Annotated in this window: 2 protein-coding genes; both read right to left on the bottom strand. The window is 75.4% G+C overall.

The window, feature by feature from the left end; all coding sequences use genetic code 11:
- A complete protein-coding gene (locus ABZW17_RS33810) occupies positions 1-10,386 on the bottom strand; it encodes a type I polyketide synthase (RefSeq protein WP_354823261.1) in 10,386 nt (3,461 codons plus the stop codon).
- A gap of 48 nt (positions 10,387-10,434) precedes the next feature.
- A complete protein-coding gene (locus tag ABZW17_RS33815) occupies positions 10,435-15,339 on the bottom strand; it encodes a type I polyketide synthase (protein ID WP_354823263.1) in 4,905 nt (1,634 codons plus the stop codon).
- Positions 15,340-15,412 lie beyond the last annotated feature (73 nt).

A 15,412-nucleotide genomic window follows, 5' to 3' on the forward strand; every position in this document is an offset into this window, starting at 1 on the left:
TCAGGCGGTCGTCGCGGTCAGGGCGCGCAGGCGCTCGGTGATGCGCGCCCGCGCGGCCGCGTCCGGTATCGCCGAGATGCTCGCCTCGAGCTTGTCGATCTCCGCGAGCAGGACCTGCGGCTCGGACGCGGGCGCGGTGTCCGGCGGCTGCAGTTCCGCGGCGAGGTTGCCGGCGAGCGCCGCCGGCGTCGGGTGGTCGAACACGACGGCGGCGGAGAGCCGCACGCCGGTGGCCGCGCCGAGCCGGTTGCGCAGTTCCACGGCGGTCAGCGAGTCGAATCCCCGTTCCCACAGGTCCTGGCCGGGATCGAGGGCGCCCGTCCCGGCGTGGCCGAGCACCGCCGACGCCGTGGCCAGCACCAGGTCGAGCACGATCGCCTGCCGTTCGCCCGCGGACCGGCCGGTCAGCCGGCGGAGGAACGACCCGGCGTCGACGGCGGCGCCTTCCGCGCCCCGCCGCACCGGCCGGACCAGCGCCTGCAGCAGCGGCGGCACCGCCTCGCCCGTCGGCCGGGCCAGGTTCATCGGGACCAGCACGGCGTCGGGCGAACGCAGCCCGGCGTCGAACAGCGCCAGGCCGTCCTCTTCGGACAGCGCGCGGAAACCCCGGCGGGCCAGGCGGTCCCGGTCCGCGTCGCGGAGGCGGTCCGCCATGCCCGCGGCCTGCTCCCACGCGCCCCAGGCCAGCGAAACGGCGGGCAGCCCCCGGGCCCGCCGCAGGTGCGCCAGCCCGTCGAGGAACGCGTTCGCGGCGGCGTAGCCGGCCTGGCCGGGGCTGCCGACCGTGCCCGCAGCGGAGGAGAAGAGGACGAACGCCGCGAGGTCGAGCTCCCGGGTCAGCTCGTGGAGGTGCCAGGCCGCGTCGGCTTTCGGGCGGAAGACCGTCTCGATCCGCGCCGCGCTCAGGGCCGGGACGACGCCGTCGTCGAGGACGCCGGCGGCGTGCACCACCGCGGTCAGCGGGTGCTCGGCCGGAATCCGGGCGAGCAGGTCTTCGAGCGCGTCGCGGTCGGCGACGTCGCACGCGGCCACGGTGACCTCGGCGCCGAGCGCGGCCAGCTCCGCCACCAGCTCGGTGACCCCATCGGCCTCCGGACCGCGCCGGCCGGCCAGCAGGAGGTGCCGGACGCCGTGCTCCGCGGCCAGGTGCCGGGCGACGAGGGCACCGAGCGCGCCGGTACCTCCGGTGACGAGGACCGTGCCCGCCGGGTCCAGCGGACGGGCCGGGGTCTCGTCGCCGGTGGGCCGCCGGACCAGCCGGGGTACCGTCACCGCTCCGGCGCGCACCGCGGCCTGCGGTTCGCCCGAAGCCACCACGGCCGCGACCGCGGTGCGCGAAGCCGGCTCGTCGTCGAGGTCGACCAGCACGATCCGGCCCGGTTCCTCCGACTGGGCGGAGCGGACCAGCCCCCACACCGCGGCGGCGGCCGGGTCGGTCAGCTCGGCGCTGTCGCCCACCGCGACCGCGCCGCGGGTGAGCACCACGAACCGGGCGGCGTCCGCCTGCGGCTCGTCGAGCCAGTCCTGCAGCTGTTCGAGGGCCGTGGCGGTGACCGTCCGCGCTCGTCCCGGGTCGGCCGGGTGCTCGGTGAGGTCGAGGACCGTCCACTGGCCGGGGTCGGCGGCCGGCTCCGGCGGGCTGACCGGCGTCCAGGCGATCCGGTACACCAGGTCGCCGATCCCCCGCCGCAGCGCGCCGGGATCGAGGGGGCGCAGGGTGAGGGCGTCGACGGTGAGGACCGGGCGGCCGGTGGGGTCGGTGGCGCGCAGGGCCAGCGTCGCCGGTCCGGCCGGGACGAGGTGGACCCGCAGCGTGGTGGCGCCGCCGGCGTGCAGGGTGACGCCGGACCAGGCGAACGGCAGGTGCGGGGTGTCCGGCGGCGACGGGCTGAAGGCGTTGGTGTGCAGGGCCGCGTCGAGCAGGGCCGGGTGGATGCCGAACCCGCCGTCGGCGCCCGCCGGGAGCGTGATCTCCGCGTACACGCCGTCGGCCGCGCTCCAGGCGGCGGTCAGGCCCTGGAAGGCCGGGCCGTAGTGGTAGCCGCCCTCGGCCAGCCGGTCGTAGAACCCGGCCGTGTCCAACGGCCGGGCTCCGGGCGGTGGCCACGTCGACGGCTCGGCCGGGGCGGCCGGCCGGGCGGGCTCGAGGACGCCGGACGCGTGCCGGGTCCACCCGTCGTCGCCGTCCGCCGTTCCGGCGTGGACGGTGATCCGGCGGCTGCCGCTGTCATCGGGTTCGGCGACGCGGACCTGGATCCGGACCGCGTCCCGTTCGGGCAGCAGCAGCGGGTGCTCGAGGACGAGTTCCCCGATCACCGGGCAGCCGGCCTCGTCGCCGGCCCGGACGGCCAGCTCGACGAACAGCGTGCCCGGCACCAGCACCGTGCCCGCGACGGCGTGATCGGCCAGCCAGGGGTGCGTCCGCGTCGACAGCCGTCCGGTCAGCACCACCTCCCCGCTGCCGGCCAGCCGCACCGCCGCCCCGAGCAGCGGATGCGCCGGCGATTCGAGCCCGGCCGCCGACACGTCCCCCGACCGGGACGGGACGTCCAGCCAGAAGCGCTCGTGCCGGAAGGCGTAGGTCGGCAGGTCCGGCCGCTCGCCACCGCCCGTGCCGAGGTGGGCGGTCATGTCCACGCCGGCCCCGCGCACGTGCAGCTCCGCCAGCGCGGTCAGCACCCCGCGGACCTCGGGCACGTTCTTCCGGGCGGTCGCGACGAACTCCATCCCGGCGTCCGCGGGCAGCGCGTCCACGCCCATACCGGTCAGCACCGCACCCGGGCCGACCTCCAGCACCGTGGACACGCCCAGCCCGGCCAGGGACGCGAGCGCGTCCCCGAAGCGCACGGTCGCCCGGACGTGCTCCACCCAGTACTCGGGGTCCGACACCCGGCCCGGCTCCACGGCTTGCCCCGTCACGTTCGACACCAGCGGGATCACCGGCTCCCGCAACGGAATCCGTTTCACCACTTCGCGGAAGTCGTCGAGCATCGGTTCCACCAGGTCCGAATGGAACGCGTGCGACACGCGGAGGCGCCGCACCCGGCAGCCCCGCCCGGCCAGCAGGTCCGAGACGGCCGCAACCGCGTCCCCGGTACCGGAGACGACCACCGCCTCGGGACCGTTGACCGCCGCCAGGGCCACCCCGGAGCCCGCAAGCACTTCCCGCACCCGGTCTTCGGGCAGCCCGGTGACCGAGGCCATCGCGCCGCCCGGCGGCAGCGCCTGCATCAGGCTCGCCCGCGCCGCCACCAGCCGCGCCGCCCCGGGCAGGTCCAGGACACCGGCCACGAAGGCCGCCGTCACCTCACCGAGGGAATGGCCGGCCACGACGTCCGGGGCCAGGCCCCAGGATTCGAGCAGCCGGAACAACGCCACCTCGAACACGAACAGGCCCGGCTGCGCCCAGCCGGTCTCCGCCAGCACCTCGCCGGAGCCGTCGGACAGCACTTCGCGCAGGGCGGCCGCGTCCATCCACCGGCCCAGTTCCGCGCACACTTCGTCCACGGCCGCCCGGAACACGGGGAACCGGTCGGCCAGCTCCCGGCCCATGCCCGCCCGCTGGCTGCCCTGCCCCGGGAAGACGACGGCGATCCCGCCGGCCTTCGCCGTTCCCGAGATCGTCCCGGGTGCCCCGTCGGCCAGGGCCCGCAACCCGGCCACGGCCTCGGCGCGGTCGGCGGCCACCACCACTCCGCGGTCCGGCAGCAGGGCCCGGGTGGTCAGCAGCGCCCGGCCCACCGCGGCGAGCGAACCGCCACCGCCGTCCACAAAGGACGCCAGCCGGGCGGCCTGCGCGCGCATCGCCGCGACACCGCGACCCGAGACGGCCAGGGGCACCACTTCGCCGGGCACCTCCGGCGATGCGGCCACCGGCGCCGGTTCCGGCGCCTGTTCGAGGATGACGTGCGCGTTCGTGCCGCTGATCCCGAACGACGACACCCCCGCCCGGCGCGGCCGGTCGACTGTGGGCCACTCCCGCTGTTCCGTGAGCAGCCGGACCTCACCCGCCGACCAATCCACCGCCGGTGTCGGCGCGTCCACGTGCAACGTCCGCGGCAGCACCCCGCGTTGCATGGCCTCGACCATCTTGATCACCCCGGCGACACCAGCCGCGCCCTGAGTGTGGCCGATGTTCGACTTCACCGAACCCAGCCACAACGGCTCTTCGCGGTCCTGCCCGTAGGTGGCCAGCAGGGCTTGCGCTTCGATCGGGTCGCCCAGAGACGTTCCTGTGCCATGGGCTTCCACCGCGTCGACGTCCGAAGTGGACAGTCCCGCACTCGCCAGCGCCGTCCGGATCACCCGCTGCTGCGACGGACCGTTCGGCGCCGTCAAACCGTTGGACGCACCATCCTGGTTCACCGCCGAACCCGCCACCACACCCAGCACGCGATGGCCCGCCGAGCGGGCCTCCGACAGCCGCTCCAGCAATACCAGTCCGACGCCCTCGCTGAAACTGGTGCCGTCCGCGCGTCCGGCGAAGGCCTTGCACCGGGCGTCCTGCGCCAGACCCCGCTGCCGCGAGAAGTCCACGAACAGATTCGGCGTCGCCATCACCGTCACGCCCCCGGCCAACGCCAAGGAACACTCACCCCGGCGCAACGCCTGCGCCGCCAGGTGAATCGCCACCAGCGACGACGAACACGCCGTGTCCACCGTCAGCGCCGGGCCCACGAACCCCAGCGAATACGCCACCCGCCCGGACACCACGCTCCCGGAGTTGCCGGTCCCGAGGTAGCCCTCGATCTCCTCCGGCACCAGGCCGGCTTCCGGCAGGTAACCCTGGTACATCACTCCGGCGAACACGCCGACGTCGCTGCCCCGCAGGGAAACGGGGTCGATGCCCGCGCGTTCGAACGCCTCCCACGACGTTTCCAGCAGCACCCGCTGCTGCGGGTCCATGGCCAGTGCCTCGCGCGGGCTGATCCCGAAGAACCCCGCGTCGAACCCCGCCGCGTCCTCGAGGAACCCGCCTTCGCGGACGTAGCTCGTGCCGCGGTGCTCGACGTCGGGGTCGAACAGCCGGTCCACGTCCCAGCCGCGGTCGTCGGGGAACGCCCCGATCGCGTCGGTCTCCCCGGAAACCAGGTCCCACAGCTGCTCCGGTGACGACACCGCGCCCGGGAAGCGGCACGCCATCCCGACGATGGCGATGGGTTCGTCGGCGGCCACGGCCGCCACCGGCGCGGTGGCCGGGCGGCGGCCCGCCAGCTCGTCCTCGAGGTAGGCGGCCACCGCCAGCGGCGTCGGGTGGTCGAACAGCAGGGTCGCCGGGAGGCGGACCCCGCTCGCCGCCGTCAGGCGGTTGCGCAGCTCGACCGAGGTCAGCGAGTCGTAGCCGAGTTCGCTGAACGCGCGGTCGGGCTCGATCCCGTCCGGGTTCGCGTGCCGGAGCACCACGGCGGCTTCGGCCCGGACCAGGTCCACCAGCGCCTGGCTCCGCTCCTTCTCCGGCAGCCCGGCCAGCCGCTGCAGCAGCGAACCGGCGTCGGGCGCGACGTCCTGCACCGACCGCCGGCCCGGCCGTCCGGCCAGCGCCCGCAGCATCGCCGGTACGGCGTCCCGCCGCGCCCGGACCGCCGCGAGGTCGAGGTGCAGGGGAACCAGCAGGGCCTCGTCCGAAGCCAGCCCGGCGTCGAACAGCGCCATCCCCTCGGCGGAGGTCAGCGCGCGCAGGCCGCCGCCGGCGAGCCGGCCGTGCTCGGCCTCGCCGAGGGCGCGGGTCAGCCCGGTGGTCTCCGCCCACAGCCCCCACGCGAGCGACACCGCGGGCAGGCCGGCGGCCCGGCGCCGGTGCGCCAGCGCGTCGAGGTAGGCGTTCGCGGCGGCGTAGTTCGCCTGCCCCGGGTTGCCGAGCACCCCGGCGCCGGAGGAGAAGAGCACGAACGCGGCGAGGTCCAGGTCCGCGGTCAGCTCGTGGAGGTGCGCGGCCGCGTCGACCTTGGGGCGGAACACGGTGTCGAGGCGGTCCGGCGTCAGCGCGGACACCACCCCGTCGTCGAGGGCCGCCGCGGCGTGGACGACCGCGGTCAGCGGTCGCTCGGCGGGGATGCCGGCCAGCAGCCCGGCCAGCGCGGCCCGGTCCGCGACGTCGCACGCGGCGACGCGCACCTGCGCGCCCAGCGCGGTCAGTTCGGCTTCCAGCTCCGGTGCGCCGTCCGCCGCCGGGCCGCGGCGGCTCACCAGCAGCAGGTGCCGCACGCCGTGCACGGTCACCAGGTGCCGGGCCAGCACCGCGCCCAGGGTCCCGGTGCCGCCGGTGATGAGGACGGTGCCCGCCGGATCCCACGGCGGGGCCGGCCGGTCGGCGGCGGTGGCGCGCGCCAGGCGCGGGACCGAGGCGACACCCGCGCGGATCGCCACCTGCGGCTCGCCGGAGGCGACGACCGCGGGCAGCGCGGCCCGCGACTCCTCGGCGTCGTCGAGGTCGGCCAGCACGAGCCGGTCCGGGTGCTCGGACTGGGCGGACCGGACCAGGCCCCACACCGCGGCGGCCGCCGGATCACCGACCTCGCCGGAGTCGTGCACCGCGACCGCGTTGCGCGTGAGGACCACCAGGCGCGCGTCCGGCTTGTCCGCGGCGAGCCAGTCCTGCACCGCCTGCAGCACCCGGCCGGTGGCCGCCCGGGCCGCGGCCGCGTCCCCCGCCCCGGCGGGGACTTCGCAGACGTCCCAGGCGACCTCGCCGGACGCCGGCAGCGGCAGCTCGGTCCAGCTGACGCGGAACAGGGAGTTCGCCGTGGCGGTCACCGGGGCGGCGGTGACCGGGCGCAGGGTCAGCGACCCGATGGCCGCGACCGGCGCCCCGGTGTGGTCGGCCACCGCGAGGGACACGCGGTCCGCGCCGAGGTGGGCCGCCCGCACCCGCAGGGCCGACGAGCCCGAGGCGTAGAGGGTGACGTCGTTCCAGGCGAAGGGCAGCAGGGTCCGGCCGTCGACCGCCTCGGCCAGGGCGGTGAAGTTCATGCTGTGCAACGCGGCGTCGAGCAGCGCGGGGTGGATGCCGAACCCGGCCGCACCGGCGCCCTCCGGCGGCAGCGTGACCTCGGCGTAGACGTCTTCGCCGCGCTTCCACACCTTCCGCAGCCCCCGGAACGCCGGCCCGTACTCGTAGCCGGCCTCGGCGAGCGAGTCGTAGAACCCGGTGAGGTCCACCGGTTCCGCGTCCGGCGGCGGCCATTCGGCCAGGTCGAACCCGGGGGCCGGTTCGGTGGCGGTCAGCGTCCCGGCGGCGTGCCGGATCCACGCCCCGTCCCGGGCGTCGTCACGGCTGTACACCGACACCGGACGGCGGCCCGCCGCGTCCGGGTCGCCGACCACGACCTGCAGCGCGACCGCGCCGGTCGCGGTGAGCACCAGCGGCGCTTCGACGATCAGCTCCTCGACGACCGGGCACCCGGCCTCGTCGCCGGCGCGGACGGCCAGGTCCACGAACACCGTCCCGGGGACCAGCACCACGCCGGAGACGGCGTGCGCGGCCAGCCACGGGTGCGACCGCAGGGACAGCCGGCCGGTGAACAGCACGCCGTCCCCGCCGGCCAGGGTCGTCCCGGCGCCCAGCAGCGGGTGCCCCGGGGACACCAGGCCCGCGCCCGACACGTCTCCCGAACCGGACGGGACCTCCAGCCAGAACCGCTCGCGCTGGAAGGCGTACGACGGCAGCGGCACCCGCCGGCCGCCGCTGCCGGCGAAGCACCCGGCCCAGTCCACGCCCACGCCGCGCACGAACAGCTCCGCCGCGCCGGTCAGCACGCGCGCGAGCCCGCCGTCGTCGCGGCGCAGCGTCCCCGTCACCACGGTCGGGACGGTTTCGTGCACCGCCAGGGTGTCCTGGACGCTGGTGGTCAGCACCGGGTGCGGGCTGACCTCGACGAACGCCCGGTGACCCCGCTCCAGCAGCGCCTCGATGGCCGGAGCGAAACCGACCTGGTGGCGGACGTTCCGGTACCAGTACCCGGCGTCCAGGTCCGTCCCGTCCACCCAGTCCTGGGTGACGGTGGACCACATCGGGACCTGCCCGGCGACGCCGCGCACCCCCGCCAGCGCCGCCAGCAGCTCCTCGCGGATGGGCTCGACGTGCGCGGTGTGGGAGGCCACGCCGGCCGGGATGAGCCGGGCCCGGACGCCGTCGGCGTCGCACCGCTCCCGCAGTTCGGCCAGCGCGTCGAGGTCGCCGCCCAGGATCACCGACGCCGGTCCGTTGACCGCGGCCACCTCGGCCCGCCCGGCCCACGGCCGCAGCAGCTCTTCGGCCTGGTCCGCGGGCAGGGAAACCGCCATGATGCCGCCCGAGCCGCTCATCCGCCGCGCCATCACCCGGCTGCGCAGCACCGCGACGCGGGCCGCGTCCGCCAGGGACAGCACCCCCGCCACGCAGGCCGCGGCGATCTCGCCCTGGGAGTGGCCGACGACCGCGTCGGGGGTCACCCCGCACGACCGCCACACCTCGGCCAGGGCCACGGACACCGCGAACAGCACCGGCTGCACGACCTCCAGCCGCGCCAGGTCCGGCGCGCCCGGCGCACCCCGCAGCACGTCGGTCACCGACCAGCCCAGCAGCGGGGTCAGCGCCCGGTCGCAGTCGGCGAACCGGGCGGCGAAGGCCGGGGAGGTGTCGAGCAGGTCCAGCCCCATCCCCGCCCACTGCGCACCCTGGCCGGGGAACACGAACACCAGCTTGCCGTCCACGTCGGCCGGGCCCGCGGTGACGCCCACGCCGGGAGCGCCGTCGGCCAGCGCCCGCAGGCCCGCGACCGCCTCGGCGCGATCGGCCGCGAGGACCACTCCCCGGTCCGCCAGGGCCGCCCGGGTCGTCACGAGGGACAGCCCGGCGTCCACCAGGCTGTCTTCGCCCTGCTCCAGGAACGACGCCAGCCGCGCCGCCTGCCCGCGCAGGCCCGCCGTTCCCCGGCCCGAAACGACCAGCGGCACGGCTCCGGCGCGGCTGACGACCCCGCCGGTGTCCTCGGTGTCGTCGGTGTCGTCGGTGGTCTCCGCCGGCTCGGTTTCGGGGGCCTGTTCGAGGATCAGGTGGGAGTTGGTGCCGCTCAGCCCGAACGAGGACACCCCGGCTCGGCGGGGCCGGCCGGTCTCCGGCCACGCCTGTTCCCCGGTCAGCAGCCGGACCGCACCACTGGCCCAGTCCACCTTCGGCGTCGGCTCGTCCACGTGCAGCGTCCGCGGCAGCGTGCCGCGGCGCATGGCCTCGACCATCTTGATCACCCCGGCCACCCCCGCGGCGGTCTGGGTGTGGCCGATGTTGGACTTCACCGAACCCAGCCACAGCGGCCGTTCCGGCGGCCGGCCCTGCCCGTAGGTCGCCAGGAGCGCGTCGGCCTCGATCGGGTCGCCCAGCATGGTGCCGGTGCCGTGGGCCTCGACCGCGTCGACGTCCGAAGTGGACAGACCGGCGCTCGCCAGCGCCGCCCGGATCACCCGCTGCTGCGACGGCCCGTTCGGCGCCGTCAAGCCGTTGGACGCCCCGTCCTGGTTCACCGCCGAACCCCGGATCACCGCCAGGACCCGGTGTCCCGCCGCCCGGGCGTCCGACAGCCGCTCCAGCAGGACCAGCCCCACGCCTTCGCTGAAGCTGGTGCCGTCCGCGGCGGCCGCGAACGCCTTGCACCGGCCGTCGGGCGCCAGCCCGCGCTGCCGGCTGAAGTCGACGAACGCCCCCGGCAGCACCATCACGGCCACCCCGCCGGCCAGGGCCAGCGAACACTCGCCCCGCCGCAGCGACTGCACGGCCAGGTGGATCGCCACCAGCGACGACGAACACGCCGTGTCCACCGTCAACGCCGGGCCTTCGAACCCGAGCGAATACGCCACCCGGCCCGACGCCACGCTGCCGGCGGTGCCGGTTCCCATGTAGCCCTGGCCGGCGCCCGGCACCTTCCCGAGGAATTCCGCGTACTCGTGGTAGAACAGGCCCGCGTAGACGCCGACCGCGCTGCCCCGCAGCGAAACGGGGTCGATGCCGGCGTTCTCGAAGGTCTCCCACGACGTTTCCAGCAGCAGCCGCTGCTGGGGGTCCATGGCCACCGCTTCGCGCGGGCTGATCCCGAAGAACGCCGCGTCGAAGTCCGCCATGTCGTGCAGGAACGCGCTTTCCCGCACGTACGACGAGCCCTCGCGGTCCGGGTCGGGGTCGCCCAGCGCGTCGAGGTCCCAGCCCCGGTCGTCCGGGAACGGGCCGACGGTGTCCACGCCGTCGGCGACCACCCGCCACAGGTCCTCGGCCGAGGCGATGCCGCCGGGGTAGCGGCAGCCCGTCCCCACGATGGCGATGGGTTCCGATTCGAGGTCCCGCAGGCGTTTCTGGGTCCGGCGGGCGTCGGCGACGACCCGCTTGAGGTAGTCGCGCAGCTTGTCGTCATCGGCCATGGCAGGAAGGCTCCTCGGAAGTGGCTCGCTCGTGACGGCCCGGCGTCGTCACGCGGTGCCGAATTCGGTGTCGATCAGCTCGAAGATCTGGTCGTCGGTCGCCAGATCGAAGTCCAGGTCCGCGTCGCCGCCGGTGTCCGCGTTCTCCCACACGGCGGTCAGCGCCCGCATCCGGGCGACGACCCGGGTGCGCACCGCCCGGTCCGCGTCCGGGGCCGGGTAGGCGGTCTCCAGCCGCTCCAGCTCGGCCAGGATCGACGGCGCCGGTCCCTCGCCGGGGACGGCGAGGCGCCCGCCGAGGAAGTCCGCCACCGCGGCCGGGGTCGGGTGGTCGAACACCAGCGCCGCGGGCAGCCGCAGCCCGGTGGCGGCGCCCAGGCGGTTGCGCAGGTCGACCGCCGTCAGCGAGTCGAACCCGACGTCGCGGAACGCCTGGCCGGCCCCGATTCCGTCCACTGAGGACAGTCCGAGCACGGCCACGGCTTCGGTGCGCACCAGGTCGGTCAGGGCCCGCGTCCGGTCCTCTTCGGACAGTCCGGTGAGCTGCCGGAGCACCTCGGACCGGGCTTCGCCGTCGCCGCCGCCCGCCCGGTCGTCGGCTTCGCGCAGGGTCGCGCGCACCTGGGCCAGCTCGCCGAGCAGGGGGCTGGGCCGGCGGGCGGTGAACCCCGGGGCGAAGCGCTCCCAGTCCACGTCGGTGACCACGAGGTCGCTCCCGGCCCGCTCGACCGCCCGCAGGAGCGCGAGCAGGGCCGGTTCGACGTCCATGGTGCGCAGGCCGGTCCGGCGCAGCTGGTCCTCGACGTCGGGCGAGTCCGACGACATCCCGCCGCCGCCCCACGCGCCCCAGGCGATGGCGGTCGCGGCCAGGCCGCGGGCCCGCCGCTGCGCGGCGAGCGCGTCGAGGTAGGCGTTGGCGGCGGCGTAGGCGCCCTGGCCGCCGCTGCCCCACACCGAGGCGATGGAGGAGAACAGCACGAACGCGTCCAGCGGCCGGCCGGCGAGCAGCTCGTCCAGATGGGCCGCCCCCGCGGCCTTGCCGGCCAGCACCTCGGCGAACTCCGCCCGGGTGGTGTCCCCGACCGGGCCGGTGGTGGCGACGCCCGCCGCGTGCACCACCGCGGTCAGCTCGGCCGACACTCCGTCGAGCAGCTGCCGCAGGCTTTCGCGGTCGCTGACGTCGCAGTCCGCGACGGTGACCCGCGCGCCCCGCGCCTCGAGTTCGGCGGACAGCTCCGCGGCGCCGGGGGTGCGGGCCCCGCGCCGGGCCGCCAGGACCAGGTGCTCGGCGCCGGCCCCGGCCAGCCACCGCGCCACCTGGGCGCCGACGCCGCTGACCCCGCCGGTCACCAGCACGGTGCCGCGCGGCTGCCAGGGGCGTGCCGGGGGAACGTCGGCGAGCGGTGCGGGCACCAGCCGCCGCCCGAACAGCCCGGCGGGCCGGACCGCCAGCTGGTCCTCGTCGCCGGCCCCGGCGAGCACGCCCAGGACGTGCCGGAGCGCCGTCTCGTCCACGACGGCGGGCAGGTCGACCAGACCGGCCCAGCGGTCCGGGTGTTCCAGGGCCGCCACCCGGCCCAGGCCCCACAGCATCGCCTGGGCGGAGTCGCCCGGCGGTTCGTCGTCGCCGGCCGCCACCGCTCCCCGGGTGAAGGCCCACAGCGGGGCGGCCACTTCGGCGTCTCCGAGCGCCTGCACCAGCGTCACGGTGGTGGCGACGGCGGACGGCAACACCGGCGACGCGGTGTCCACGCCGCGGGCGAGCCCGAGGAACGACACCACGGCCTGCACGTCGCCGATTTCCGTGACGATCTCGTGGACCTGCCCGGCGACGGCCGCGCGTTCGGCGTCGGCCGGATCGAGCGTCAGCCGGGTGACCCACGCGCCTCGGGCGGTCAGCCCGTCCGCCACCGCCGCGACCGCCTGGTCGTCGAGCGCGTCTTCGGGCACCACGAGGATCCAGGTGCCGGTGAGTTCGCGTGGTTCGGGTTCGGCGAGCGGCTTCCACCCGACGCGGTAGCACCAGCCGTCCACTGTGAACTCAAGGCGGCGTTGCCGGTACCAGGAGGACAGCACCGGGGCCACGGCCCGCAGCGACGACTGCTGTTCGGGGGATTCGAGCTGGAGCAGGGTGTCGAGCGCGGCGAAGTCTCCGCGTTCCATCGCGGTCCAGAGGTCGCCGTCGAACCCGTGGCCGGCCGGGCCCGGGCCATCGGCGGGGTCGTCGAGTTCTTCGAGCCAGTAGCGGTCTCGCTGGAAGGCGTAGGTGGGCAGGTCCACGTGGTTCGCCGGGCGGCTCGTGGTCCAGGTGACCGGAATCCCCCGGACGTGCACCTCGGCCAGGCTGGTCAGCAACCGCCGCAGCCCACCGTCGTCACGGCGCAGTGTCCCGGTGACCACCGTGGCGAAGTCGTGGCCGTCCAGGACTTCCTGGACGGCGGTGGTCAGCACCGGATGCGGGCTCACCTCGACGAACACGCGGTGCCCCTGCGCCACCAGTGCCTCGACCGCGGGACCGAACCCGACCTGGTGACGCAGGTTGCGGTACCAGTAGCCGGCGTCCAGCTCCGGGCCTTCGAGCCACTCCTGGGTGACCGTCGACCACATCGGGATTCCGGTCGCGGTGGGCCGGATGCCGGCCAGGGTCTCCCGCAGCCGGTCGTGCAGCGCTTCGACGTGACGGGTGTGGGAGGCGTAGTCCACCGGGATCATCCGGGCCCGCACGCCGTCGTTCTCGCAGGTGACGAGGAGTTCGGCCAGGGCGTCGACGTCTCCGGCGACGACCACCGAGGCGGGGCCGTTGACCGCCGCGAGTTCCACGCGCCCGGCCCGGTCGCGCAGCCGCTCGGCCGCGGTCTCGGCGCTGACCGACATCGAGAGCATTCCGCCGCGCCCGGCCAGCGACTCCGCGATGGCCTGACTCCGCAACGCCACCACCATCGCCGCATCAGCCAATGACAACGCACCAGCCACATACGCCGCCGCGATCTCCCCTTGGGAATGGCCGAGAACGGCATCCGGGGTTATCCCGAACGACCGCCACACCGCGGCCAAACCCACCATCACCGTGAAAGACGCGGGCTGCACCACGTCGACCCGATCCAGATCGAGACCGTCCCGCAAAACCTCCGTCACCGACCAATCCACCCACGGCGACAACGCCTCCTCGCACTCCGCCACCACCCCGGCGAACACCGGCGAAACCGCCAGCAACTCACGACCCATCCCGACCCACTGCGCGCCCTGACCGGGAAACACGAACACCCGCTTGCCCTCGACGTCCGCCACGCCGGAGACGACGCCCGGCGCCGTCTTCCCCTCGGCCAGCGCACGCAATCCCGCGACCGCCGCGGCGGGATCGGCGGCCAGGACGACACCGCGGTCGGGCAGTGCCGCCCGGGAGTTCACCAGGGCCGCACCCACGTCGGGCAGCGAAACGTCGTCGTCCACAACGGACAGCAGGTGTGCGGCCTGCGCCCGCAACGCCGGTACGCCCCGGCCGGACACCACCAGCGGCACCACGCCGTCGGCGAACGGCGCCGGTTCGTCCTCCGCCGCCGGTTCCGGATCGGGTGCCTGTTCGAGGATCAGGTGGGCGTTCGTGCCGCTGATGCCGAACGACGAAACGGCCGCCCGCCGCGGCCGGTCCACCGCCGGCCACTCGCGTGCCTCGGTCAGCAGCCGCACTTCACCGGCGGACCAGTCCACCTCCGGCGTCGGCTCGTCCACGTGCAACGTCCGCGGCAGCACGCCCCGGCGCATGGCCTCGACCATCTTGATCACCCCGGCGACCCCGGCGGCCCCTTGGGTGTGCCCGATGTTCGACTTGATCGAGCCGAGCCACAGTGGACGTTCGGGCGAGCGGCCCTGCCCGTAGGTCGCCAGCAGCGCCTGCGCCTCGATCGGGTCGCCCAGCGCGGTCCCGGTGCCGTGCGCCTCGACGGTGTCGACGTCCACACCGGACAGTCCGGCGCTCGCCAGCGCCGCCCGGATCACCCGCTGCTGCGACGGCCCGTTCGGCGCCGTCAACCCGTTGGACGCCCCGTCCTGGTTCACCGCCGAACCCCGGATCACCGCCAGCACCCGGTGCCCGGCCGCGCGCGCGACCGACAACCGTTCCAGCACCACGAGCCCGACACCTTCGCCCCAGCCGGCGCCGTCGGCCGAGGCGGCGAAGGACTTGCAGCGGCCGTCCGGCGACAGCGCGCCCTGCCGGCTGAACTCGACGAACGTCCCGGACGCCGACAGGATCGTCACGCCGCCGGCCAGCGCCATCGTGCACTCACCGCGGCGCAGCGCCTGCACCGCCAGGTGGATCGCCACCAGCGACGACGAACACGCCGTGTCCACGGTCAACGCCGGGCCTTCCAGCCCCAGGGCGTACGCGATCCGGCCGGAGGCCACGCTGCCGGAGCTGCCGGCCCCGAGGTAGCCCTCGTATTCGTCGGCGACGCGGTTCAGGCGCATCGCGTAGTCGTGGTAGGCCATCCCGGCGAACACCCCGACTTGGCCGCCGCGCAGGGAAGTCGGGTCGATGCCGGCTCGCTCGATGGCTTCCCACGACGTCTCCAGCAGCAGCCGCTGCTGCGGATCCATCGTCACGGCCTCGCGGGGGCTGATCCCGAAGAACCCGGCGTCGAAGTCCGCGGCGTCGTGGACGAAACCGCCTTCGCGCACGTAGGTCTTGCCGAAGGCGCCGCGATCCGGGTCGAACAGGTTCCGGACATCCCAGCCGCGGTCGCCGGGGAACGGCGAGATGGCGTCGACGCCGTCGGCGACCAGCCGCCACAGGTCTTCCGGCCCGCGCACCCCGCCGGGGAAGCGGCAGGCCGTCCCGACGATCGCCACGGGCTCGGTCGCCGCGGCTTCCAGCTCGTCGGCGCGGTGGCGGGCCCGCTGCAGATCCGCGGTGACCCACTTGAGGTAGTCGACGAGCTTCTCTTCATCCGTCATGTCGGTGCAACCCTTTTCCGTAACGAGCCCGGCGCAGGCCGACCGCGGCCGGACAGCGGTCACCGGGGAGTCA

The sequence above is a fragment of the Amycolatopsis sp. NPDC004625 genome, assembly GCF_040609695.1.
GTDB lineage: Bacteria > Actinomycetota > Actinomycetes > Mycobacteriales > Pseudonocardiaceae > Amycolatopsis.